This window comes from Rhizobium sp. N122 (assembly GCF_002211295.1).
GTDB lineage: Bacteria > Pseudomonadota > Alphaproteobacteria > Rhizobiales > Rhizobiaceae > Rhizobium.
In genome coordinates, this window is the sequence record NZ_LOKU01000001.1 from 153,841 (window position 1) to 178,877 (window position 25,037).

General features: G+C 60.7%; 17 protein-coding genes and 1 pseudogene. 7 read left to right on the forward strand and 11 right to left on the reverse strand.

The genetic code is table 11. The features are described from left to right. Positions 1-2: 2 nt before the first annotated feature. The 3 genes from glgB to ATY75_RS00715 are packed head-to-tail and all read right to left on the reverse strand — an operon-like array spanning position 3 to position 8,721. A complete protein-coding gene (gene glgB, locus ATY75_RS00705) occupies positions 3-2,213 on the reverse strand; it encodes a 1,4-alpha-glucan branching protein GlgB (protein ID WP_088936047.1) in 2,211 nt (736 codons plus the stop codon). Further along, complete coding sequence (gene treS / locus ATY75_RS00710; RefSeq protein ID WP_088936048.1) at positions 2,210-5,494, reverse strand: maltose alpha-D-glucosyltransferase; 3,285 nt, start codon at positions 5,492-5,494, stop codon at positions 2,210-2,212. The genes glgB and treS overlap by 4 nt, the downstream gene beginning before the upstream one ends. Beyond that, on the reverse strand, positions 5,482-8,721 hold the full coding sequence (locus ATY75_RS00715; RefSeq protein WP_088936239.1) for an alpha-1,4-glucan--maltose-1-phosphate maltosyltransferase: 3,240 nt from the start codon (positions 8,719-8,721) through the stop codon (positions 5,482-5,484). The genes treS and ATY75_RS00715 overlap by 13 nt, the downstream gene beginning before the upstream one ends. A 239-nt stretch (positions 8,722-8,960) precedes the next feature. On the opposite strand from ATY75_RS00715, the gene ATY75_RS34970 reads away from it, so the two are divergent. From ATY75_RS34970 to ATY75_RS00730, 3 genes are all read left to right on the forward strand, one after another. Beyond that, on the forward strand, positions 8,961-9,323 hold the full coding sequence (locus ATY75_RS34970; protein WP_088936049.1) for a hypothetical protein: 363 nt from the start codon (positions 8,961-8,963) through the stop codon (positions 9,321-9,323). Positions 9,324-9,393: 70 nt separating this feature from the next. Then, positions 9,394-10,275, forward strand: coding sequence for an MBL fold metallo-hydrolase (locus ATY75_RS00725; RefSeq protein WP_088936050.1), 882 nt, complete (start codon positions 9,394-9,396; stop codon positions 10,273-10,275). Positions 10,276-10,292: 17 nt separating this feature from the next. Continuing rightward, positions 10,293-11,066 (forward strand): aminoglycoside phosphotransferase family protein, encoded by a 774-nt coding sequence (locus ATY75_RS00730; protein ID WP_088936051.1) that lies wholly within the window; start codon positions 10,293-10,295, stop codon positions 11,064-11,066. Between the two features lie 89 nt (positions 11,067-11,155). Here the strand turns inward: ATY75_RS00730 and ATY75_RS00735 are convergent, their stop codons facing one another. The 7 genes from ATY75_RS00735 to ATY75_RS00765 all read right to left on the reverse strand — a co-directional run bounded on the left by ATY75_RS00735 (position 11,156) and on the right by ATY75_RS00765 (position 18,648). After that, positions 11,156-11,425, reverse strand: coding sequence for a hypothetical protein (locus tag ATY75_RS00735; RefSeq protein ID WP_088936052.1), 270 nt, complete (start codon positions 11,423-11,425; stop codon positions 11,156-11,158). Positions 11,426-11,544: 119 nt separating this feature from the next. Then, positions 11,545-12,159, reverse strand: coding sequence for a HupE/UreJ family protein (locus tag ATY75_RS00740; RefSeq protein WP_088936053.1), 615 nt, complete (start codon positions 12,157-12,159; stop codon positions 11,545-11,547). After that, positions 12,156-12,755 (reverse strand): HupE/UreJ family protein, encoded by a 600-nt coding sequence (locus ATY75_RS00745; protein WP_088936054.1) that lies wholly within the window; start codon positions 12,753-12,755, stop codon positions 12,156-12,158. Before ATY75_RS00745 ends, ATY75_RS00740 begins: the two co-directional genes overlap by 4 nt. After that, positions 12,752-13,555, reverse strand: a complete 804-nt coding sequence (locus ATY75_RS00750) for a HupE/UreJ family protein (RefSeq protein ID WP_245317518.1) — start codon at positions 13,553-13,555, stop codon at positions 12,752-12,754. The genes ATY75_RS00745 and ATY75_RS00750 overlap by 4 nt, the downstream gene beginning before the upstream one ends. 227 nt (positions 13,556-13,782) lie before the next feature. Then, a complete protein-coding gene (locus ATY75_RS00755) occupies positions 13,783-14,694 on the reverse strand; it encodes a peptidylprolyl isomerase (protein WP_245317527.1) in 912 nt (303 codons plus the stop codon). A gap of 87 nt (positions 14,695-14,781) precedes the next feature. After that, on the reverse strand, positions 14,782-16,989 hold the full coding sequence (locus tag ATY75_RS00760; RefSeq protein WP_088936056.1) for a DUF3604 domain-containing protein: 2,208 nt from the start codon (positions 16,987-16,989) through the stop codon (positions 14,782-14,784). Positions 16,990-17,022: 33 nt separating this feature from the next. Continuing rightward, positions 17,023-18,648 carry a DUF1254 domain-containing protein gene (locus ATY75_RS00765; protein WP_088936057.1) on the reverse strand — a complete coding sequence of 542 codons (1,626 nt, stop codon included), beginning with the start codon at positions 18,646-18,648 and terminating at the stop codon, positions 17,023-17,025. 329 nt (positions 18,649-18,977) lie between these two features. Between ATY75_RS00765 and ATY75_RS00770 the strand changes: the two are divergent. The 3 genes and pseudogenes from ATY75_RS00770 to ATY75_RS00780 form a co-directional block, all read left to right on the forward strand. Next, positions 18,978-19,256: pseudogene (locus ATY75_RS00770) on the forward strand (adenylate cyclase); the annotation flags it as partial. A gap of 272 nt (positions 19,257-19,528) precedes the next feature. After that, complete coding sequence (locus ATY75_RS00775; protein WP_245317528.1) at positions 19,529-20,719, forward strand: alpha/beta hydrolase; 1,191 nt, start codon at positions 19,529-19,531, stop codon at positions 20,717-20,719. Between the two features lie 110 nt (positions 20,720-20,829). Then, complete coding sequence (locus ATY75_RS00780; RefSeq protein WP_088936059.1) at positions 20,830-21,618, forward strand: hypothetical protein; 789 nt, start codon at positions 20,830-20,832, stop codon at positions 21,616-21,618. 130 nt (positions 21,619-21,748) lie between these two features. On the opposite strand, the gene ATY75_RS00785 is transcribed toward ATY75_RS00780, so the two are convergent. Then, positions 21,749-22,792, reverse strand: coding sequence for a magnesium and cobalt transport protein CorA (locus ATY75_RS00785; RefSeq protein WP_064844351.1), 1,044 nt, complete (start codon positions 22,790-22,792; stop codon positions 21,749-21,751). Between the two features lie 347 nt (positions 22,793-23,139). On the opposite strand from ATY75_RS00785, the gene ATY75_RS00790 reads away from it, so the two are divergent. Then, positions 23,140-25,023 (forward strand): HAMP domain-containing methyl-accepting chemotaxis protein, encoded by a 1,884-nt coding sequence (locus ATY75_RS00790; protein ID WP_088936060.1) that lies wholly within the window; start codon positions 23,140-23,142, stop codon positions 25,021-25,023. Positions 25,024-25,037 lie beyond the last annotated feature (14 nt).

The following is a 25,037-nucleotide window of genomic DNA, read 5'->3' on the forward strand; positions in this document are numbered from 1 at the left end:
CATCAACGCGACGGTCCCTCGAGAAAGACCGTCGCCAGCGGCGGCACCGTCAACGACAAGGAGAACGGCCGACCATGGGCAGGTATGGGTTCGCTGGACAGCGCGCCGTTGACCAGACCGGAGCCGCCATATTCGCGTGCATCGGTCGTGATCCGCTCGATCCATACGCCATCATCAGGCACGCCGATCCTGTAGCCGTAACGCGGCACCGGCGTGAAATTCGATACGACGAGGACGGATGAAGAGCGGTCCCTGGCATAACGAAGCATGCCAAGAACGGAATTGACGGCGTCATCGGCAGCCGCCCATTCGAAGCCTTCAGGATGAAAATCGCCAAATTGCAACGCCGGCTCGTCGCTATAAAACGCATTCAGATCCTTCACCAGGCGCTGAATGCCTACATGCGCCGGCCGGTCCAGCACATCCCAGCTCACCGAAGCGTCGTGGTTCCATTCGCCCGGCTGGGCCACCTCGCTTCCCATGAATAACAGCTTCTTGCCGGGATGGCCCCACATGAAAGCGAGGTAGCTGCGCAGATTGGCGAATTTCTGCCATTCGTCGCCCGGCATCTTCGTCAGCAGCGAGCCTTTCCCGTAGACCACCTCGTCATGGGAAATCGGCAGCATGAACCGCTCGGAATAGGCATAGATCATGCCGAAGGTCATCGTGCCGTGGTGATAGCTGCGGTAGACCGGATCCTTCTCGATATAACTGAGGCTGTCGTGCATCCAGCCCATGTTCCATTTGATGTCGAAACCGAGGCCGCCCTGCTCGGGCGGCTTGGTAACGCCGGGCCAGGCCGTCGATTCCTCGGCTATGGTCATGGCATGCGGGCAGCGCTCGTGGATGATGCTGTTCAGATGCTTGAAGAATTCCACCGCTTCCAGATTTTCGCGGCCGCCATATTGGTTGGGAACCCACTCGCCTTCGTTGCGGCTGTAGTCGCGGTAAAGCATCGAGGCCACGGCGTCGACGCGCAAGCCGTCGACATGGTAGCGCTCGAGCCATTCGAGCGCGCTGGCAATAAGGAAGCCTTTGACCTCGTTGCGGCCGAGATTGTAGATAAGCGTGTTCCAGTCCCGGTGAAAGCCTTCACGCGGGTCCTCGTGTTCGTAGAGCGCGCTGCCGTCGAAGCGGGCAAGACCCCAGACATCCGTGGGGAAGTGAGCCGGCACCCAGTCGAGGATGACGCCGAGCCCGGCGCTATGGCAGCGATCGACGAAATAGGCGAAATCCTCCGGCGTGCCGTAGCGGCCGGTCGGGGCAAACAAGCCGAGCGGCTGATAGCCCCAGGAACCGCCGAACGGATGCTCCATGATCGGCAGCAGTTCGATATGGGTGAATCCCATGTCGCTGGCATAGGGAACGAGCCGCTGGCTGAGCTCGACCCAGTCGAGATATCTGTTGCCGTCCCGCCCGTCGCGCAACCAGGAGCCGGCGTGCACTTCATAGACTGACATCGCGCCTTCCAGCCTTTCCTGGCGGGAGCGGTCCCTCATCCAGCCGTCGTCGCTCCATTGAAACGGCGTCGACGATGCAACGATCGAGGCCGTGGATGGGGCGGCTTCGCTCGCCCTCGCCACCGGATCGGCCTTTTGTGGCAGGCAGGTTCCCTCGGCGTCGACGATTTCGAACTTGTATCTTTCGCCGGGCGCCAACCGGGGAATGAACAGCTCCCAGACGCCCGCCGACTGCCGCAGCCGCATCGGATTTCGCCGCCCATCCCATGCATTGAAGTCGCCGACGACCGAGACGCGGCGGGCATTCGGCGCCCATACCGCGAAACGAACGCCTGATATGCCGTCGATCGACATCGCCACCGCGCCAAGCGTGCGGCTCAGACTGTAATGCGTGCCCTCCGATATTAAATGAAGGTCGAGCTCACCGAGCAGCAGGCCGAAACTATAGGGATCCTCGGTGATCTGCACCGCATCCGGCCATGTGATCTTTAGCCGGTATCCGGTCCTCAAACCGGTTGCCGCCGCAAACAGGCCGGCGGGATGGGCGATACTGAAGGGCGTCACCACCCGTTCACTCCCAGCCTCGATGAGATCGACGGCTTCGGCGCCGGGCAAATAGACCCGCACAATCGTCATGCCGCCCCTTTCGTGCGGGCCGAGGATCGAGAAAGGATCGCCGTGGCGTCCCTCGATCAGGGCCCAGAGTGCATCCTGTCCGATGCCGGCGAGAAGTTCCGTGCGCTCAACATTCATGCCTCGACCCCCGCCAGGCGCGATACGATTTCGGTGAGGCCGGAGAGCGGGATCGGAAGCCATTTCGGCCTGTTGCGGGCTTCATAGGCGATTTCATAAGCGGCCTTTTCGAGAAGAAAGGCATCGAGGACCCTCCGTCGTTGATCGGCTGGCATGTCAAGCGCCTTCGATGCCGAAACCGCCTGTGAATAGGCATCGAGGAACGCCTCTTCCGCCTGGTGTCCGAAGCGGGCGATGGCCTCGCGCCGGACTTCGTTCTCGTGTTCGATGACGGCATCGTTGTCGAGCTTGGCGGTGGCGACGAGATAACTCAGTGATCGCAAAAGCCCGGCGACATCGCGCAGCGGATTGGTCTTGGCGCGGCGCTCGCCCAGGTTTTTCGCAGGCTCGCCCTCGAAGTCGATGATGACGGCATCGCCTTCGCTGACGAGGATCTGGCCAAGATGGAAATCGCCATGTGTACGCGTCATCAGCGTATGGCGTGTGGCCTCAGCCAGCGTCGCGCCGAGTTCGACGAGTTCGGAGCGGCGCTTGAGCAACGGCGCTGCGAGCAGGTCGATCACCGGATCGGCATTTTCCTCGCGTTCGGATAGTTTCGACATCGCATAGTCGACCTCGCCGGCAACCGCCTTCTTCATTGCCTCGACTTCGCTGTCGCCGGCAACGACCGGGCGGAAAGCTTCGTCCGCGGTCTCGCCGGCGAGCACGACATGCAGTTCCCCGAGCCGCAGGCCGACCATGGCGACGAAGCTGATCAGCGGCTGGAAGACGTCGTCGCCCGGCTGGACGGCTGGGTCGTTCAGCACGAGTTCGTCTGCCCCGCGGCGCAGATTGTTCAGCATCCAGTTCCAGGCGTCGCCCTGATTGCGGATCGCGCCTTGGACGATGATCAATGTCGAGCGGCGTCCACTGGAGTCCGTATGCGCGACCTCGCCGAGCAGGGGCGCAGTGTGGTCATAGCCGGCGCGGGTCAGATAGCGCGTCATCTCGACCTCCGGGTGAATACCGGGAAAGATGTGCCGGATCAGCTTGATCATCGCGAGGTCGCCGACGATCAGCGAACTGTTGGATTGCTCGGCCGAAAGCCAATGGACCGGAAGGTCGTCGGTGACCGCGAGACGATCGAGCCGCTCCGTGCCGAGAAATTCGAGCGTGCCGGTGCGGCCGGTGATGCGGGAGCGGTCGCCAAGCCCGCGCAGGATGCCGCGCGCCATCGCCTCAGCGGCAAATCCGTCCGTCAGGAAGCCGACGCGCCGGCCCTGGCGGATCCGTCCGAGCGCGAGCTGCTGGGTCAGCACCGATGGTTGCGCATCGTCCCAGGCGACCGCCAGCGGCAGCTGGTAGGATTCGCTATGGTTCGGCAGCACCGCCTCCAGTTCGCCGAGGACGATCCCGTCGGCAAACGGAATCGGCGTTGCGGAGATCAGACGCGCCGCCTGCAGCGGCTGGTCCTTTGCCCCGAACCACCGCCGCTTCGCCAGATAAGCAGGCAGAATTTCATTGCTGAGGACACGTGCAAGCTTGGGTTCATCGACAAGGTCGAGCAGGCCGCGACGGGTGACCATCGTCACCAGATCGGGAAGCTGCTCGGGCGGCGCGGTGCGCCATGCCGGCGGGTCGGCATCGGCTTCCAGCTGGAACCAGAAAAATCCGTAGGGCGGCAGTGTCAGCAGATAGGTCAGTTGCCCAATCGGCGGAAAGGGCGACATGCCGGTCAATTCGATCGGCACACGACCTTCGAAGGCTGAGAGGTCGAGTTCGACGGCCTGTGGCAGTCGCGAGAGGTTGGCGACGCACATCAGGGTCTCGCCGTCATATTCCCTGAGATAAGCAAGGATCTTGCGGTTCTCCGGTGCGAGGAACCGCAGCGAACCACGGCCGAAGGCCGGATGCCGGCCGCGCAACGCCAGCATCTTGCGCGTCCAGTTGAGCAGCGAATGCGCGTCCGTGCTCTGCGCCTCGACATTGACCGCTTCGAAACCGTAAAGCGGGTCGGCGACCGGCGGCAGGACGAGACGCGCCGGGTCTACCCTGGAGAAACCGCCATTGCGGTCCGGAGACCATTGCATCGGCGTCCGCACCCCATCCCGGTCGCCGAGATAGATATTGTCGCCCATGCCGATCTCGTCGCCGTAATAGATGACCGGCGTTCCGGGCATCGAGAGAAGCAGCGCATTCATCAGCTCGATCCGTCTGCGGTCGCGCTCCATCAACGGCGCAAGGCGCCGCCTGATGCCGAGGTTGATGCGGGCGCGCTTGTCGGATGCATAAGTTTCCCAGAGATAGTCGCGCTCGGCGTCGGTCACCATTTCGAGCGTCAGCTCGTCGTGGTTGCGCAGGAAGATCGCCCATTGGCAATTCTCGGGAATCTCCGGCGTCTGCCGCAGGATATCGGTGATTGGGAAGCGGTCCTCCTTGGCAATTGCCATATACATGCGCGGCATCAGCGGGAAGTGGAAGGCCATGTGGCACTCATCGCCCTCGCCGAAATATTCGCGCGTGTCCTCCGGCCATTGATTGGCCTCGGCAAGCAGCATCACGCCGGGATGGGTGGCATCGAGAGCAGCACGGATGCGCTTCAGGATCGCATGGGTTTCCGGCAGGTTCTCGTTGATCGTGCCCTCGCGCTCGACCAGGTAAGGGATCGCGTCGAGACGAAAACCGTCGATGCCGGTTTCCAGCCAGAACCGCATCACCTTCAGCAGTTCCTCCATGACCAGCGGGCTGTCGAAATTCAGGTCGGGCTGGTGGGAATAGAAGCGGTGCCAGTAGTAGGCGCCAGCCACCGCATCCCACGTCCAGTTGGATTTTTCCGTATCGATGAAAATGATGCGCGTTTCCGGAAATTTCTGATCGGTGTCCGACCAGACATAGAAGTCGCGCTCCGGCGATCCGGCCGGCGCCTGGCGCGCGCGCTGGAACCAGGGATGCTGATCGGAGGTATGATTGATGACGAGCTCGATGATGACACGGATATTGCGCTGGTGGGCGGCATCGACGAAGGCGCGGAAATCCTCCACCGTCCCGTAATCAGGGCTGACATTGCCGTAATCGGCAATGTCATAGCCATCGTCGCGGCGCGGCGAGGGAAAGAAAGGCAGCAGCCAGATGGCGTTGACGCCGAGGGCGGCGATATGATCGAGCTTGGCGTGCAGGCCGGCAAAATCCCCGACGCCGTCGCCGTTGGCGTCGTAGAACGACTTGATGTGCAGCTGGTAGATGATCGCATCCTTGTACCACAGCAGCGGCTGGTGCGAGCCATCGGCATTCATCGTGTCCATTCATGCCTCCCTGAGCGAATACGCCAGATCGCATAGGGCAGAACGTGCGGATTGAGCCCGATGCTCTGCCATTTGCCGGTCCAGTTGAAACGATGCCCGCCGATCAAATCTTCGGCATCCAGCGTGCCGCCATCCCCGAGCGACCAGTGCCAGAGCGGCAGCTCGACATCGCTTTGCTGGAAATTGTGGGGGTCGAGGCTGATGGCAATCAGCAGGACGTTGTCACGCGCACGGCTTGCCTTTTCGAAGAACAGGATATTGTCATTGCGCGCGTTCAGCAGCGTCAGCCCGAGATGCGAATGTAGCGCAGTATTTTCGGTCCGGATGCGGTTGAGCATGCTGATCTCGGCGATGATGTTGCCCGGCCGGTCGTAGTCCCAGGCGCGGATCTCGTATTTCTCGCTGTCGGCATATTCCTTGCGCTTCGCATCCGGTCGCCCCTCGCAAAGCTCGAAACCGTTATAGACGCCCCACAGGCCCGAGAGAGTGGCGGCAAGGGCTGCGCGGATCAGGAAGGCGGGACGCGGCGCGTTCTGGAGGAAATCCGGATTGATATCATGGGTGTTGACGAAGAAATGCGGGCGGAAGAACTCCTTCGCCTCCGTCTCCGTCAGCTCGCGCATATATTGCTCGAGTTCCCATTTGGCATTGCGCCAGGTGAAATAGGTATAGGACTGGGAAAAGCCGATCTTCGCCAGCCGGTACATAACCTTCGGCTTGGTGAAGGCTTCCGACAGGAAGACGACATCGGGATGACGCGCCCGGATATCGCCGATCAGCCATTCCCAGAACGGAAAGGGCTTGGTGTGCGGATTGTCGACGCGAAACAGCTTGACGCCCTGGTCGACCCAAAGCTGGACGATGTCTCTCAGCTCCACCCATAGTGAAGGCAGCGCGTCCTTGGTGTAGAAATCGACGTTGACGATGTCCTCGTATTTCTTCGGCGGGTTTTCCGCATATTTGATCGTGCCGTCCGGCCGCCAGTCGAACCAGCCGGGATGCTCCTTCAGCCAGGGGTGATCCGGTGATGCCTGGATGGCGAGGTCGAGGGCGATCTCCAGCCCATGCCGGCTTGCCGCCTCGACCAGACGCCGGAAATCCTCGAATTCGCCGAGCTCGGGATGGATGGCGTCGTGACCGCCCTCCTCGGAGCCGATCGCATAGGGACTTCCGGGATCGTCAGGCCCGGCTTTCAGGCTGTTGTTGCGGCCTTTCCGGTTGGTCGAACCGATCGGATGAATCGGTGGGAAATAGAGCACGTCGAAACCCATATCGTGGATGGCAGGCAATCTCGCGATCACGTCGTCGAACGTGCCATGCCGGTCCGGATCGCCGCTCTGCGAGCGCGGGAAAATCTGGTACCAGCTGGCAAAGCCGGCGGCCTTGCGCTCCGCATCGACGGCGCTTGCCGTGGAGCGAAGCCGGAACGGCCGCCGATCGGTCTTGTTCATCAATTCCGACGTCCGAGGATCGAGCAGGATCGCCGTGCGCTCGGCATCCGACGCGTGTTCGAGACCGTCGGTTAGAGCGTCCAAGTCGGCGGCCAGCGCTGCAGGCGCCGAGGCCTTTGCCGACCGGACGAGGTTCAGTCCTTCCTGCAGCTCAAGCTTCAGATCCAGCCGGGCGTCGTTCTTCTTGGTCAGTTCGTAGCGAAAGATCGCAAACGGGTTTTTCCACGCTTCGACGGCGAACTCGTAGCGCCCGGTGCGCTCCAGCAGAAATTCGGCGCGCCAGCGGTCGTTTTCGACCAGATGCATCTCCGTCTCGTTCCAGTCCGCCATGGCATCGAGCGGACGCCAGAGCAGGACCGCGGCGATCGGATCGTGGCCGTCGGCGAATATGTCGGCCTCGATGGTGACGATGTCGCCGACCACCCGCTTGACCGGGAAGCGCCCGTCATCGACGCGCGGCATGATGTTTTCGATGGCGAGCCGCGGCGATGCCGTCGCCTGCGCGATTTCCAGAGCGGGTCTGGAGGTGATCGGCGCCGGCGCCTTGCCTTCGATAACCCGCGCCTCCCCTGCCCGCAGACGCAGAGCGGCGCCGTCGACAGCAGAGGGAAGAAAACCGGAGGCCGCTTCGCGAAGTGCGGTCACCGGCGCCGGTGCGCTTTTCCGAAGGTCCCTGTTCAGCAGGATAAACCGCACATTGTCAGCGCTGCGCAGATCCTGGATCTCGGACTGCAGCAGTGCCGAGACCGGTCCATTGGCGTTGCGGATCAGGCGCAGCGATGCGGCCGGCGCATGGTCGACCTTGCCGATCTCGGTATTCGCAAGCCGGATTTCGGAAGAAAGATCGAAAGCGAGGTCATGACGCAGTCCCCGAAGACCCGACCTGTTCCCGTGCGTCGGATCGAGCGGCGTGGCAGCGCCATATTCGAAACCCATCGGAACCATCAGGCCGCCGCCAAGCGAAGCGGCAAGACGCAAGGCTCTGACGGCGCGCCGTTCGAGGATCTCGCGGCTCTCGGTTCCGTGCGCGATGCGCCGCGCGAATGGCGGCTCCGGAAAGGCGATTTGCCAACCGAGCGCTTGCTGCACGCGATGCTCGTCGATGAACCATCTCTCGTCGAAATCCCACCAGGCCATCGACGAAAAACAGCCGTCGAAACCTGTTCCCTTGATCCCGCCCCTCACCGCAAAATCGGTGCCGGGTGTCCAGGCGAAGAATTGCGCCTCGGTCTTTTCGCGCACCGCCGCAATCAGGGATTTGAAAAGTGTCGGTACGACGCGATCGATCCCAAGCATCCGGTAGCCGAAGAGACCAAGACCGCTCAGCCGCTGCAGCCGTTCGGTCCATTCCGCCAACAGCTGCGATTGCCGCTCCGCCCCCATCGCCGTCAGCGGCTCCGCCGGGTCCAGCGGCGAACGTCTCGGGTCGACAGGGCGAAAGCCCGCCTGGGCGTCGCGTGCCCTGCCGTCGAGCATCAGGTCCATCATTAAGGCGACACCGCTCTTGCGGCCAGCCTCCGCCAGGCGCGCCACCCCATCCTCGACCGCGCTTGCGAGCGAGAGGTCAGGATCGAGGCGGTCGAAATCCCGGGAAGCAAACACGCTGCGCTCCCCGCCCCGATCGAAGAGGGGTGCCGTCAGAACATGATCGAAACCGGTATCCGCCGCATGGTCGAAAACCTCGCGCCATGCATCGATGCCCTGGAGAAGGAGCGGATTGACATAATAGATCCGGGGTGGGGTGCTCAACACACCCCCGTTCGCAGAAAATGACATCGGCCGCCGCCTCGAGTTGCTTTTCAGGCAAACTACCTTTGGCGGTTGTTGTTCCACCGGCACGGCCAATTCGCGGCTGTACGAAATCATCGGCCGCATCGGCGCCGGATCGACGGGGCGCGCTTCTTCGAGCTTCAAAACTTTCCCGTGAGACGACGAGACCTTGAGAATTCCAGCCGCATCCGAGTAGTCTCCCTTGTCCAGGGAGGGTGAGTCAGTTGGCTGTTGAGAGCGCATCCATGCTTCGATCGATACTCATGCCCGCAACCCTTTCGACCTGCGTCCTGTGCCTTACCTCCTGGAGCATCGAGACCGATCGTTCCACAGAGTACAAACACGGCCTGTTCGAAATCCGCGAGGAGGCCAGGCACTTCGTCGAGCGGGAGAATACCAAAGGGCAGCAGCCATGGGAGGTGCTGGAGCCCAACGCGAAGGTGCTGGTACCCCGATGCGCGGTCCCGCTCCGGTCACAATGGACGCCGAAGAGCCTCGGCCGCTCGAAACCCAGCGTGATGGTGATATGCGCAACCGCCGTGCCGAATGATGTGATGAGCCATTGGGATGTCCATGTCCCCGTACAGCGGAAGCCACACCATCCTTAAAGGGCAGGTACCTGAGCAGGATTTGATGTAGTGAATGAAAGCACTCCGACTCCTATAGAGGCGACCAGACGTGAACGCACCGGTAGAATTATGCTCCTATCCCGAACTTGACGATCGGATCGTAATCGCTCGGGCGGGCGACGAAGTCGATGCCGTGTTTGTCTTGACCGAGAGATTCAACGTCCTGATCGATACGCTCGGAACGCCAGAGCAATGCCTGAGGGCGCTGGATCTGCTCGAAGAAAAGGCTGCAGCCCGCCCGCTGATCGTCATCAATTCGCACATGGTTTGGGATCACTTCTGGGGAAATGCCGCCATTGCGGGGCGCGCTCCGATTATCGCGCATACCGCAGCGCTCGATCGTTTGCGCGACCCCGCCGCGCAGCAACTCCTCAAAGACAAGATGAACCAGGAATCGCGGTTTCAGAATGTCGAACTCATTGGCCCCGACATTACCTTCTCCGGCGCGATGGTCCTCAACGGCGGCGATCTGACGCTCGAACTCATCCATACACCCGGGCACACGCCAGACCATATCGCCGTATGGATTCCCGAACTGCGCATCTGCCTTGCCGTCGACGCTGTGGAATATCCCATTCCGGAAGTCTGGAGCAGAACTGCCGGCGATCTTCGTCTGATCCGGTCGTCGCTGCAGCGAATCCGCGGTCTCGACGCGCGGCTGATCATCCCCGCGCATGGCCAGACATCTTCGCCTTCGACGGTGAAGGCGAACCTCGCCTATTTCGAGGCCCTGGCCGATCGTGTCGACGGGTTGAGCGAACGCCAGCTGGCCGATGGGCGGCTCAGCCGTTCAAGCGGTTTCCGGCTTGAAGACTTCGTCGCCATCCCCGACGGGATGCCTGCGGATACGGCGACCTTCTACCGGAACTGCCATGAGACCAACCTTGGCGCCACGGTTCAGGCCCACATCGAAAAACGGAAATCCGCATAAAGGTAGGAGGCGATGACGTGAAACCGTTGGAAGGCGGGCGAACCGGGCAGATCTGGCACGACGGCGATACCGTCATCAGACCGTCAGGCGCCTGGACGCCGACCGTGCATCGATTTTTGCGCCATCTGAGAAGCCGCGGCTTTCTGGCGGCGCCGGCGCCGATCGGCATCGCGGGGGGAAACCAGGAGGTCGTCAGCTATGTCGCCGGGCGCGTCTGCGAAAACTTGGCGGATCCATTTGTCGGCTCGGAGACCATGCTGCTGTCTGCGGCCAGGCTTCTGCGGGATTTTCATTCGGCATCTGAAGGGTTTCTGGCAACGGATCAAGGGGTCCAGACATGGATGTTGCCGCCGCAGGAACCGCGCGAGATCGTCTGCCACGGAGATTATGCACCGTACAACGTCGCCACGGCAGAGCATGAGGCCGTCGGCATCATCGATTTCGACACCGCCCATCCCGCCCCGCGCCTCTGGGATCTGGCCTATGCGGTCTACCGCTGGGCACCCTTGTCCGATCCCTCCCATCCCGACGTGACATCAAGCCTCGACGAGCAGCTGCGGCGAGCGGAAATCTTCTGCAACGCCTATGGAACGACGGCAGAAGAACGGCGCCAGCTCCCGGAGATGATCTGCCGGCGGCTTCAGGCGCTCGTCGACTTCATGCAGGCAAGCGCCTCGGCCGGAGACGAGACCTTCACGGAGGACGTGGCTGCGGGAGACGCCCGGCTGTATCTCGGCGACATCGACTATATCAGAAGGCATCGGGATCGACTGCTGAAGGCTTTGTCCTGACGCGGCTCGCACTGCGGATGTCCCGCCCGCCGTTTATGTCACATATCCAATCGATCCGGAGTGATCATCTATCGATATGCGCAGTGGGGTTATCTTCGTGGCGGTTTGAACGGGACGGTTGCGGCCCTGCCAATATCCTGTTCGATATCAACCCGCATGCTGTCTATAAGCTCCTGGTACTCAGTGACGCGTTCATCTCGCTCCGGATCGGATGATTGCTCCCATTTCTGTTTCTCGTTGTTTGCCGTTGCGAAGTCGTCGCAGAGATCGCGGAACCTCTCGCTGCGGGCGGCGAGTTCCTCGATCACATCGGCGCGCTCCTTAAAGACGCTTTTTACGAATCCAACATCGTTCTCCATCCGGTTTATCCATCCGCGTCCATCGCCTCACAGCAGGCGATGGCAAAACATCATGATCCAAACTCCTCGCTTGGCAATGTATCTTGCCGTGACAAACAGTCTCGACGCGGCAACGCCTCTCAACGCAACCCCCACCCCAGAAGCAGCATGCCGCTCGCAGCCGTCCAGCTGCCAAGCACCCGCATCGCAATGCGTATCCAACTCCATTTCGCTTTTAGGACGGCAGCCGAGACGAGGGCGATCAAAACGAAGACAAGACCAGTTGACCCGATGACCGCAGCCGGACCGTCGCCGGTGGCAAAGTAAGCCGAGCCGAATTTGTACCCTTCAAACGCGCCGAGCAATATCGCGAGCAACGCCATACACCAGGCAGGCATTCGAATGTCGACCGCCGCTAGTCCTCCCAGCAAGAGCAAGGGCAGACTTTCGTAGGCAGGATTGTCGGCGAGCGGGCCGAGCAGCATCCCGACGAACCCGAATGCCACCCACGCGGTCGGCAGGATCACCACAGAGGCCCGGGCATGGACCAGCCCTCGAAGTCCGGCCAACATGCCAAGCGCGATGATGGGCAGAATGGCTTCCGGCGACATCGCAAAATGCGCGACGCCATCGTAGACAGGTCCCAATCCGGTATTGACCAGATGAGCACCGGCGTCCGCCGGACTAGCAAGAATTCCGGCGGACGCCATTACGGCGCGGACGGGTTTTCTCACGGGAGCGCCAGCCTCTGTCATGCGAGTGCATTCCACAAGAAGAGTGCGCCGACTGCGCCGACCGCTCCCCCTGCGGCCCTGACGGTGATCTTGCCCCACGGCCACTGGTAGAGCAGTCCGATGATGATTCCGGTCGCGTGCAACAGTCCCGTGGCGATCACGAAGCCGAGGCTGAAGAACAGTGCGTTTTCACCGGGAGGCAATTCGGCACCGTGTGCGTAACCGTGGAAGATCGCGAATACTCCGACGAGGATCGCTGCAGCGACGAGCGGCGGCCGGATTTCGGCCAGAACGGCCGCCCCCAGCAGGATACCAGACAGTGCTATGCCGATTTCAACGCCTGATAGGGACAGGCCGAGAAGGCCGAGGAGGCCGCCGAATGCCATGACCAGGGGGAAGCCGATGGGAAGCAGCCAGATTGCCGGTTTGCCCAACTGCGCGCCCCACAGACCCACCGCGATCATCGCCACGACGTGATCGAGCCCGGTGATGGGATGAAGGAAGCCGGCGGCCAGACCCGATGCGCCTCCTGTTCCGACATGAGCCTCGGCAACGCCCGCGGAAAGGAGAAGCGCTGTGACGACAAGGCCGGTATTCCGAATTGATCCGTCTCTCATGCGGCTCCCCCCAACATTGCTGCGATGCGATCAATGGTCCAGTACGCGCCCAATATCCCGACCACATAGGCAGGCATCAGTTGCAGGCCGCGCGGCAATCTGATCTCGATCGATTTCAAGGCGGCAGTAAGCAACAGGATCAGTCCCACGAATGCCAGCTGGCCGGCCTCGACCCCAAGATTGAACATCAGTAGCGCAAACGGGATATCGCCCTGCGGCAGGCCCAGCGCCGTCAGTCCGCTCGCAAATCCGAAGCCGTGCAAGAGCCCGAAGGCAAAGGAGACGACCCATGGATGGCGGATGGTAAAGCTTGTCTGTCCACGCCATACCCGGATGATCTCGGGTCCGAGAAACAGGATGGACAGCGCAATCACCGCATTGAGCGGCAGCGCCGGAACAGCGATCTCTCCCAGCGTCGCGACCGCGAGAGTGATGGAATGGGCGACCGTGAAAGCGGTGATCGTCTTCACCAGCATCCACCGCGAGCGGACGATGAAGAGCAGCCCGAAGACGAATAGCAGATGATCTATGCCGAGAAGAATGTGCTGGATGCCGCTCACGAAGTACGCTCTCGCCGCAGCAAGTGGGCTGCGGGTGGCGGCGAAGTCGATCCAGGGCTGAGATGGATGGATCATCGTCGTCTCGACGGTGCCATCCTGCAGATGAACGCGAACCAGTACATCGGTGATGGTCGCCTGCAGACCGACGAATTCGACCCGCTTGCCTGCGAGGCCATTGCCATCCGTCTCGATCACCCGCGTTTCGACGAGCGAATCCGGAAGATCACGTTCTGCCGGCATTGTCACGTTGCGCACATCATTCGAAAACCTGATTATAACCGGGAGGCGCATGCCCGATAGCATGGGCGTCCGCCAAACGACCTTGTAGCGGTTTGCCGCTATCTCATCGATCTGGAGGTAGGCAGGCCGTATCTCGTGGGCGCAGGCGGCTCCAACGAGCGTAAGGACGGCGACGGCGACGCCGAAAAACAGATCCCCAAAGCCCCTGGACAATATCCACGCGCGCCTCATTGCGCCGACACCTCAAGCCCGAGGTTGAAGCCTGGCGGCACCCGCAAGTCCTGAAAGTCGGCGGCGTCGATGGGCGGCACGACAATCGTGTAGCGTGACCGCATTTCATCCAGCGCCGAGTTCTTGATCTCGCGATACTTGTCGTCGATCCAGCCCGCCTTCACGTTTGGCATCACCTCGGCGTAGGTTGGGATCCGGCCTGGTTCGATGGAGTCGATCCAGACGAGATGCCAGCCGTATCCCGATTTGACCGGTCCGGCCCATTTGCCCGGAGCGAGCTGGAAGAGTGTCTTGGAGAACTCCGGCCCGAATTCCTTCGCCATCTGATCGGGAGTGGCGTCGCCGTAATTGCTCTGGAACATGAAGGGATCGCCGATTGCGGCCACTTCGCTGGATTCGGGAGACTTCCCCTCGATTAGAGCCAGAGCGGCTGCTGCCGCCTCCTTTGTTTCTTTCCCGTGCCGGTCCGTCGAGAAATAGAGATGTCGGAACGTCGCATGTGCAGGGAGCGCGAAGGTATCCGAATTTTTCTCGAACCAGTCCTTCAGCTCCACGTCGGTAGGCTCCTGCAGGGCGGCTACGTCGCTGGCCAGAAAGTCCATCTTCTGCGCCAGCCTGCGCTTGACCACCTCGTCGTCGCGATCAAGCCCGAGGGCGACGGCTTCCCGAAAGAGGATTTCCTGTGTCACTTTCTGATCGACGAGGCCGCGCACCTGTTCCGGCGTCGGGGTCGACCTTCCCTGCGCCAGCCAGCTTATCGCCAGTTGCCGGACGTCGTCCTTGGTCAGAACGATCCGGTTTATGGTCGCCGCGTCATCCCGCGCTGGCGTCAGCACATTATAGCCTCCAAACAGCAAGGCTCCGGCGGCGACGAAGTGGAGCAGCGGCTCGCTGACAAGTCGCCGCAATCTCCCCGAGGCGTTATGGTCGCCGCCGTCTGCATTGCCGAAGTGCTCAGGTCTTTCTTCAGGAGGCAGTTTCACTGGCCCGCCTCCTTATCGAATTACGGCCTGGACTTCGTAGTTCGCATAGCCGAATTCATTGCTCCTGGCGGCCACGTACTTATCGCCGGACGTATAGACCGTCAGCTCGAACGGAGTTCCATCGATCGTCGTGATGATGTGGCCGTCCTTGATTGCATAATCGGCCGACGATCCCGACGTGCTCGGATGCATGATCTGCAGAACATCGTCCGCGCTGGGTTGACCACCGTTCAGCTCGGTTATGACGCGCTGACCATGCTCACCGAACAGGACATCGAAATTCTGGTTGGTGACCCTGTTACGAACTTTCAACGTCTTCCCAACGACGAGTTCCTTCAGTTGATCGTTGGTGAGCGCGACGGCTCCTGCCTTGGTCAGATCGTCGACGATCAGCCCGCGCTCGGCCTTGGCGACGGCCGCGGGCGTCGGGGTATACCAGATCGGCGTCGTCCAGGCGCGTTCCTGAACCGTGGCGGCCACGCTGCTAGGGGGAAGGATGCCGAGCTTCACGGCGTCGTAGGTGCTCCAGCGCGGCGTCGGGATCTGCAAGACACGCGAGTAGTAGAAGGCGTGCAGACTTGGGTCGAACTCCGGATCGCTCCACACCGCCTTCAGTTCCACAGCGCCGATATCGTTGGTGTAGGTCGCCTTCGTGATATCGACGGTGCTTCCCACCGGAGGGAGTTTGCCGGTAACCGGATCGGGCTGGCGGCTTCCTGCCCAGGCGACGTCGAATATCTTTTCGAAGATCTGACCCTGCTTGGTCCAGCCCTTGACGATCTGGATACGATCGAGATTGGCGTCATCGGGGTCCTTAACCGCAGCAACGATGAACGTGGGAACCTTGTCATCGGCCGCAGGAAGATCGCCGCCCATCGGGACGCCGCCGGCGTATGCGGTTTTTGCCCAGTCCGCGTTGGCAAGAACGCCTTTGTCGTAGTCCCAGCCGCCAAACATGCGCGCCTGGATCCGCACACCGCTGGTGGCATAGACCTCCTTGCGCTGCATCGCGTTGAAGATGGAATCACGCGTGTTCTGTTCCGCCCAAACGACGGTCAGGCCCGAGGTCCCAGTCTCCATAATGTTCATGCCGGACGCGACTTTGCCGGCCAGTCGTGCGGCCGGCGTCGCGTCAACGAGCCCGTGATCGCCGAAGAAGTTGGACTGCGAGTAAGCGGTGACGGTGTTGTGCGAGTCGCCTGCCCCGACCACCCCGAACTTGTAGGGGTTGTAGCCGCGGGTGGCCTGCATAGCCAAACCGTTCTCGTAGGCTTCGCGCGCGTAGCTTCCATGCAGCTTGGACGTACTGTTGTCGATCCCGATCAGGTAATTCATGATCTCGAAATTGGCGAACTCGTCGTTCGGCGAGAGATCAGGATGCGTCTCGGAGGCCCCCTTTGCCTGCTTGAGTTCCGTCAGCGGCTCGTTGGTCATGCGCTGCTGCGCCCAGGCGGCATCGAGCGGATTGCCCTTGCTGTCGACATCTGTCGGAAACATGATGCCGTTGGACAGGTTCGCATTGTGGGAGATGGCCAGCACCTCGTTGCCGGCCTTTCGCTGGCCGTCCATCCAAGTCCAGAGGTCTTCGGGATGGTCTGACTCGAGGGCGGAGAACGGCGCCGCGGGGACCTTTGCGCAGTCCTTGAAGAAGACGTTGCGGTGCATGTTCTGGTTGTTCGGCATCGACGTCCACTCGTACGAGCAGAAGGCGGTGAACTGGCCTGGTTTGTTGTACTTGTCGGCGATGGCAACATTTTGCTTCCACACAGACCCAACAACAGCCGGATCCACCAGTTCCGTGAGCGGCTTGTGGCTGGCGATGCTATCCGCCAGAAACTCGAAGATTTTCGTGGCGCTATTGTCTTTGGTCACCTTCAGTTTCGCGGCAACCGGGAGCTTGCTGATCGGAGACGTGGGATCGTTGGCAAGACGGACGACGCCAACATATTCCGAGTGATCCGTCACACCCTGGAAATCCAGTGGTGTCTTGATCTTCACGTCGAAGCCCGCCGGATGCTTGATGGTCTGCCCCATCGAGTATTGGTATGCCTCCTCCGGCCCCGTCACCGTGTTTCCGATGATGTAGGCGTCAAGCGACCAGCTCGTATGCTGGTGGGTCTGTCCGAAGTAGGCGTGCCGTTCCTGTGCGGACACTGCCGTGACAGAGAGCGTCAGGAATGTCGACGAGAGCAACAGTACGAGTTGGTTCGATCGGCGCATCTTCAGCAGTCCTTTATTTACGGGGTGCGGGTGTTAGCGAACTTCCTCGATCTCAGTCGGGCGCCACGCCTTGGTGAAGAACGTCTCCAGCGGGCTGTAGAGGCGCAGTAGTGTAAACCAACCCTTGCCGGGGACGGTCTGGATCCAGTTTCCGCGCTTGACGCCTTGCGGCTGTTTGGGGCCGAAATAGATCGTTGTTGAACCGTCTGCCTCGGGCTCGGCGGCTGGTGACGGATAGCTCTGGCTTCCGGCACGCGGATAGCGCTGCGGCGTATCCAGCATCGACCGGGTCTGGTTGTCGTAGAGCGTGAACGACCAGAATGCTTCCGCTGGGATGTCCTTTGGCAGCGTCACCTTGTAGGTCTTGCCGCCATCGGGATATTTTCTGTCACTGTCCATGAAGCCCATCAGATATTGTGAGCCCACTCGCGGAACACGCATAATCATGGCCGGAGAGTCGAGGGTATACGCGTAATAGAACGCCGTCTTCGAATCGAGCGTGCGTGCACCCGTCGGCGGCAGGGGTTCAAACAGCCCTTCCTTGCCGATCATTGGCGGCGGCGTTTCGAAGTTGGCGCCCCCTTCCCACAACATATTGGCCCAGGAAGAGCCGGGATAGTAGGCCCAGCCCGGCACTTCACTGGCGCGCCAGTTCAACGTTCGCCCGGTGGCATTTCCAACAGCGACCGCATCGGTGAGAATTTTCTTCATCCGCGTGTCAGGGCTGAAGTCTTTTCCCTTCACAATGCCAATAGCTGCTAGCTGCCCGGCGAGCTCGGGATTATAGGAATTGGCCGGCTCCTGCTGCACGCTTTCGTTGATTAGTTCGAAGAATGAATAATCGTTCGGAGGAATGGTGTTGAACGCCTTTCCACTAGCCTCGATAAACTTGGTCTCCGGAACGGGAGGATTGACTTCCAGTTTAACATTACCTTCGAGCGCCGTGGCGATACTCGTTCCAAAGCCTCCCGGCGTGTACGGGTAAATCTTGAGCTTGTCCTTGATCAGCTTGACGGTCGGCTCCGGGTTGTTATCGGTTAGATAGGCCCGCGAGGCATATAGCACCCTGTTGGTCTTAGACCTCGCCACGTAGAAGCCACCATCGGGCGCTGGCCCATCATACCCTGGCGGCAGGATCAAATATCTTCCTCCCTCGCCACGATCGGGACCAGGAAACCCGATGTCGGTGATCCACTGGAACCACATGTCGTTAATCGTACCGAGACCCTTTGGCGGCTGCTCGATCACCACCGGTCCTTTTGTAAGGTCGATGATCGACATGTAGTAGATCGTGTCGGCGTTGGCCGTGAGGAACAGGGATTTCGAGTCCATCAACTGGGGAAAAATGACGACCGCATTCGCGTCTGCACCGATACTGTTGAAGCCCTGTTGCAGGCTATAGGCCGACGCGCCGCCGTAGCTGTTCAGGAATGCGTCCAGACCGTGGGTGAAATCGAGAGTGTCGCGAACCTTTGCCGCTGTTTCCGCGCTCGGAGCGCCGTCTTTGAATTCGAGCGTGCCGATCCGCGTTTCGACCTTGTCGGGGGTTGTTATGGCCTTCGGAATTTCGAAGAGCTGAGCGTGGGCCAAACCGCCGCTTGCCACCGATGTGGTCAGGGTTATCATGATTAACGAGGCCGGTTTCCGAAGCAATGTCATAATGTCCCCCGTTGAACCGCAGCCGTAGTGCCGCAGCCCGCCGTCCTCATGGAACTGGGTTGCCGTAGGTGCGGATCGTGAGCGGAGATCGCAAAACCGCAAGTATGTAACTGTAACCTACGGCGTATTGCATCCGTCATTGCTGTCATCGATCACGGTTTCAATGACATTATTGATTGCGTTTCTTATGTTGCGAGCATGTAATGTCGTATTGTAGGAAATAAGATCACCAGAGTGCGCTTAGTGGACTGCCATCGGTTTCTGCGGTAAGTTTCATTCAGCGCATCTAACATAATTCCTGATGGAATCGTCCCTCAAGAGCGGGTGAGGTGCAGACCGTGCAGAGCAAATTGCTACTGGAGCCTAATACTGCGCGCTCACTGTCACGCCCTGCTCCGGTTCCCGATGATATTCGTGCTCAACTTGAGACCATCATCGCCAGCCCGGAATTTCCCGATGTCGGGCGCAAGAGCTACACCATCGCGGTCGAAGTCTTCAAGCGTAACGACGATTTTAAACAGGACGACCCAGTCGTTCGGATAGAGGCTGAGCCTCTGCGGCGTTTGCTGGAGCGCTATTACCTCGCAGCAGGGCAGCATGATCCCATCTCTTCGACGATCCACCTCGAAGACGGCCTCGCGACACAGAACATACCGGAAGTGCCGGGCGCTCGGCGTCTTTTGAAGGTTAGGTTTTCTTGCCTGAGCGGGTTGCCCGGAGTGGGTTGATGGCTTTGCGTGTGTTGGGTTCCAACTGAGGGCGATCTGTGCGCAGCATTGATGGTGGAGTGGCGTCGGCTCCAAAGAGCTGGTGTCGTTGGTTTGTTGTCTGTGTCGTCGTTGTCCTGCTTCCAGGATGTGGCGGCCATCCGAAGGACGTTCTGACCCCTGTGGCTGACACATCCCCACAATCGACGAAAGTCGACATGCTGATCGCGACGACGCGCACCCGGTCGGCGGTTCCCGGTGAGATGTTCAACGGAGAACGCGCGCGGGCACCCGCCTTCGCCGACATGACGATATCCATCCCGCCGAGCAAATTTCGCAAGGACGGACAGGTCGCCTGGCCGAAGAGATTGCCGTCCAATCCCGCCACCGACTTCGCCACCGTCAAGGCCGACGATCTCGATATCGCCGCAGCCAGGAAATGGCTGAGCACGAGCGTCAGGAAAACGCCCGACGGCAGCGTCCTCGTGTTCATCCATGGTTTCAATAATCGGTTCGAGGATGCCGTCTACCGTTTCGCGCAAATCGTCCACGATTCCGGCGTCCATAGTGCACCGATACTCGTCACATGGCCTTCGCGCGGCAGTCTGCTCGCTTACGGCTACGACCGTGAGAGTACCAACTACACGCGCAACGCTTTGGAAACGCTCTTCCAATATCTGGCTAAAGACGCCGAGGTGAAGGAGGTCTCTATTCTCGCGCATTCGATGGGCAACTGGCTGGCGCTGGAATCCTTGCGCCAGATGGCCATCCGCAACGGCCGCCTGCCGCAGAAATTCAAGAACGTCATGCTCGCGGCACCCGACGTCGACGTCGATGTCTTCGGCCAGCAAATCGCCGACATGGGTAAGCAGCATCCGCAGTTCACACTGTTCGTATCGCGCGACGACAAAGCGCTGGCTTTTTCGCGCCGCGTCTGGGGCGACGTCTCCCGGCTTGGTGCGATCGACCCGGAGCAAGCTCCGTACAAGAAGGAGCTTGAAGACAACAAGATCATGGTTATCGATCTCACCAAGATCAAATCCGGCGACAGGATGAACCATGGCAAGTTCGCGGAATCGCCTGAGATCGTCCAACTCATCGGCCAGCGCATCTCCGAGGGGCAGACGTTGACGGATAGCAGGGTCGGACTGGGGGACCAGATCCTCGTTGCAACAACGGGGGCGGCGGCGGCCGCCGGAAATGTCGCCGGTCTGGTTCTGGCCGCGCCCGTCGCCGTTGTCGATCAGGACACGCGTGACAACTACGCAACCCATGTCGGAAGCCTCGCGGGCACAGGCGGCACCTCGCCGACCGCGCCCCAAAATTGCGATCAGACCCGACCGGCGCCGAGCTGCAAACGCTGACGTCGCGGACAGAGACTACTGTAATATACATGGCCATGAGCAGATTTTTACTGCATGTTTTATGGGGGATATAGACGGAGCGATTCCGTCTTAGGCAAATGAGGGACTGTATGCGGATTTTATTGTTGCGAACCGCCGTGTTGTGCGCCGGCCTTGGCATTGCGTCTTCAGCATATCCCGCCGACATCGCGCCGGGCATTCCGGAAGCCAAGGTGATTGAAAGCGAAAGCGGCTGGACCTATACGGTCGCCCCATATTTCTGGGCTGCCGGATTGTCGGGAGACATGGCGCAGTTTGGCTTGCCGGAAGTCCACATCGACTCCAGCTTCGACGACATACTGGAGAACCTCGACTTCGCCTTCATGGCTGCGGGTGAAGCGCGCTACGACCGTTTCAGCATCTTTGCCGACATCATGTACACCAAACTCGGAGCGGACGCGAGCACGCGAAACGGAATCCTTGCCGACAGCGTCGACGTGACCTCGAAGACCTTCGCCGGACTGCTCGGGGCCGGATATTCCGTGATAGAGAACCAGTCAGGGCATCTCGACGTCGTCGGCGGCGTCCGTGTTTGGTCGGTCGACACGACGATAGGATTCAATGGTGGCCTACTCGGCGGCCGCGAAGCGGACGACGGCGCGACCTGGGTCGACGCCCTCGCCGGTATCCGGGGCAATTACTTCTTCACGCCCGAAATCTATGTGACCGGATGGGGCCTGGTGGGCGCCGGCGGCGCCGATCTCGACTGGGACGTCTCGCTCGCCCTCGGCTACAAATTCAACGACACGATCTCGGCGGTCGCCGGCTACCGGGCGGTCGGTGTGAATTACGACAATGACGGGTTTGTCTTCGACGTCGTCGAGCAGGGACCGATCATCGGCGTGGCCTTTCACTTTTAGGCCGACCCGGGCCAAAACCATCTTGTTCTCATGCATGGCGCCGCGACGTACGCGGCAGTTCCCCGATAACGACATGCATGAAAACAAAGAGCTAAACGCGGCGCAACAATCAAGTTAATCGCGATGCGCTTTAGAGCCACTTCCTCCGGCGGAAGAAGCCGAACAGGCCGAGGCACAAGACGGCGATGACGCCGAGCACGACGAAATAGCCATACTGGGTTTTCAGTTCCGGCATATCGCTGAAATTCATGCCGTAAATGCCGGCGATCGCCGTCGGGACGGCGAGGATTGCCGCCCAGGCGGCAAGCTTGCGGGCAATCGCCGTCTGCTCCGTCTGGCCGATCATGACGCTGGCCTCGAAGGCAAAGGCGAGCACTTCGCGCAGCGCGTCGATATCTTCCTGAACCCGGCGCACGTGATCGGTCACGTCGCGAAACAGCGACTGCAGCGTCGGATCCATGCCGGGAAGATCGATATGCTCATAGCGCCGGCAGACGTCGACGAGCGGCACCACCGCATTGCGCAGCCGCAGCAGCTTGCGGCGTAACAGGTAAAGCCGCTCGATATCGGCCTTTGCGAGCTGTTCGCGCAGCACCAGATCTTCAAGCTTCTCGACCTCCTCATGCACGACCTCGATGACCGGCATGTAGTTGTCGACGATGAAATCGAGGATGGAATAGAGAATGTAATTCTCGCCGTGAGCCAGCGCCGCGGGCGTTGCCTCGCATCGCTGCCGCACCGCCAGATAAGAAGACGAATCCCCGTGGCGAACCGAGACGACGTAACCGCGGCCGACGAACAAATGCGTTTCGCCGAAGATGATTTCGTCATCCTTCATGTGAGCGGTCCGGGCGACGATAAACATTGCGTCCCCATAAATCTCCAGCTTCGGGCGCTGGTGGGGCTGTGCCGCGTCCTCGATCGCCAAGGCATGGAGATTGAACTCGGCCTGAACCTGATGCAGCAGCACTTCGTCCGGCTCGTGCAGACCGATCCAGACGACTGCATTCTCCCGACTGCGCCATTCGCCCGCCTCTTCTATGCGGATGTCGCGAATGCGCTGCCCGTGCTGATACACGGCGGCGGCCACGACGCCGCGCCGCTCATACGGCGGCGATGCAGTGCCGCTGCCGGCCTGCGGGGAAACACTGTCCAGATCCTTCAGCCGTTCCAATCCTGCCGTCCTCCCGCTCCCGCGCGGAACGTATCCGCACCCGACGCCCGGCAGGCGCCGCGTCGATCATAATGCTATTTTGTAAAACATGCATCCGCCTCTATGCGAGGCTGAGTGGGCCTGCTCCGCCCGGGGAGAGGCATCAACCGACTTCATTATGTCTGGCTCCTCTCAACTCTCTGACGCATCGATAAACATTTCCGGCGTGATGGGGATATGTTCTGCGCAAAAGCGACGTCAGGCTGTTAAGACGCATTTTACAAATTGAGCAAATCGTTAAATTTTTTTCTGTACAAAAGTCCCTAGCCAAGCGGCATGTGGCCGGACCGTTCGATCGAGGACTTTCAATGCGTCGTCCAAACATTAAATCGAGTTTGCTGTTTATTTTCAGCGGCATAGCTCTTCTCTTCGGTCTCGTCGCCTATCTTGCGGTCGACGGTCTTCGAAACACGAACGGTTCCACCGAAGAAATCGCGACCCATTGGCTGCCGAGCGTGCAGGCTTCGCAATCGATCAATCTCGCCATGACGAATTTGCGCCTCGCTTACCGCGATCACATTATCGCTCAGACAGAGGCGGAAAAGAAAACACGCGAAGAGGCCATTAAAGTCGCCGAGGATACGGTTGGCAAATCGGTGGATGCCTATCTCCCGCTGGCATCATCGGACCACGAACGCGAACTGATCAAGACGATCAAGGAGAGCGTCGGTGGCTACATCGGCAGCAGCTCGCAGCTGCTCGCCCTTTCCCGCGCCAACAAGACTGAAGAGGCCGGGCAATATCTGGGCGGCGAGATGCGCTCCTATTCGGACAAGCTCAAGGAAGCCACGACGACCCTGGTCGAATTGGACGTCAGCGGCAGCAACAAGGCTGCGGCGCTCAGCAAAGAAACCTTCGATTCCATCGAATTCTATCTGCTCGTCGCAATCAGCGTTGCCGGGTTGGTCGTTATCGGCGCCGTCGCCTTCGTGCTGACGGGCATCGCCAATCCGATTACCGGCATCACCGCTGCAATGCGGCGGCTGGCCGACGGCGACACCGATGCGGAGATTCCGTTTGCCGACCGCGCTGACGAAATCGGATCGATGGCGGGAGCCGTCGAGATCTTCCGCCAAGCCGCGATCACGAATAAGCGGATGGCACTGGACGCCGAGGAAAGCCGCAACAGGGCGGAGGCCGATCGCATAGCAGCCCAGAAGCAGGCGGAGGCCGATGCCTCGGAGCGGCTGCGCATCGCCACCTCGGGTCTCGCCGCCGGTCTGAAGCGGCTGGCCGCAGGCGACCTTGCCTTTCAGCTCAACGAGGCCTTCGCGCCGGACTTCGAGGCGCTGCGCCACGACTTCAACCAGTCCGTCAACCAGCTTGGCGCGACGCTCCGAGCAATTTCCGACAGCATCGGCACGATCGACGAAGGCACACGGGAAATCTCCTCCGGCGCGAGCGATCTGTCGAAGCGCACAGAGCAGCAGGCGGCGTCACTCGAAGAGACGGCAGCCGCACTGGAAGAGATCACCGCAAACGTGGCGAACTCCAGCAAACGGACCGAGGAGACGCGGACGGTGGCCACCGAGGCAAATCGCAGCGCCGGCATCTCCGCGGAAGTCGTTTCCCATGCCGAAGAGGCGATGGGGCGCATTGAGACCTCGTCGCAGCAGATTTCCAACATCATCAGCGTCATCGACGAAATCGCCTTCCAGACCAATCTTCTCGCCCTCAATGCCGGTGTGGAAGCCGCCCGTGCCGGTGAGGCCGGCAAGGGCTTCGCGGTCGTCGCCCAGGAAGTACGTGAACTCGCCCAGCGCTCGGCAAGTGCTGCCAAGGAAATCAAGGGCCTGATCCAGAACTCTTCGAAGGAAGTTGAAAGCGGCGTCAAGCTCGTCCGCGATACCGGCCAGGCCCTGAAGACCATCGGCGGCTTCATCACCCAGATCAATCACCATATGGATTCGATCGCAACCTCTGCGAAAGAACAGTCCATCGGACTCAGCGAAGTCAATGTCGCGGTCAACCGGATGGACCAGACCACGCAGCAGAACGCGACCATGGTGCAACAGTCGACGGCGGCATCCGATTCACTCGCCCAGCAAGCGCAGACGCTTCGTGAACTCATCGCCCAGTTCAGGCTCGACGACGCCGCTTCCGGCCAGTCCGCGGCCCTGCGTTCGACAGCGAGAACGATGGCGCAACCCACGGCCCGTGCGCCGGTGCATGCGGTTGCCGCACGGCGCTGACACGGACGGCAGCA